This window comes from Myxococcus vastator, from assembly GCF_010894475.1.
GTDB lineage: Bacteria > Myxococcota > Myxococcia > Myxococcales > Myxococcaceae > Myxococcus > Myxococcus vastator.
The window spans coordinates 1-416 of sequence record NZ_JAAIYB010000981.1 but is presented as its reverse complement, the minus strand read 5'-3'; the positions used below and the strand labels follow the sequence as shown (position 1 = coordinate 416).

The following is a 416-nucleotide window of genomic DNA, read 5'->3' as shown; positions in this document are numbered from 1 at the left end:
ATTGGGGACCTCCCGGACTGCGGAGCCGGAAGTCCGCGACGCCATGGCTGGCGGGACGGAGGTGGTTGCGGTTGCGTCCTCCGGGCGCAGCGAGGGCGACACTGGCCGTCAGTGAGATGCGTGCCATGGGTGGAGCCTCAGGCGTCGTGCAGGCGGATGAGCTCGCGGGAGATGTCCGCGAGCTGTCCCGTTTCCGGCAGGCCATGGCGGCGCTGGAACGCTCGCACGGCGGACGTTGTCGATGCTCCGGGCGACCCGCGCTCCCCGTCGATGGCGTAGCCCAGGTTGTGCAGCCGCTCCTGCGCGGCCCGGAGCGCGTCGGACTCGAAGCCCGGGAGCGACTGGAGCTGCAGCGCCCAGCGGAGCGTCACCGGCTCGGACGCGGCGGCGGGCGCGGCGTCCGGAAAGTCCTCATC

The 416-nt window shown here is 72.6% G+C and carries 1 protein-coding gene; it reads right to left on the bottom strand.

Annotated features, from left to right (window positions below; genetic code table 11):
• Positions 1 to 137 precede the first annotated feature (137 nt).
• Positions 138 to 416: peptidoglycan-binding domain-containing protein (locus tag G4D87_RS38670; protein ID WP_163787695.1), on the bottom strand; the 279-nt coding region annotated here is incomplete at its 5' end.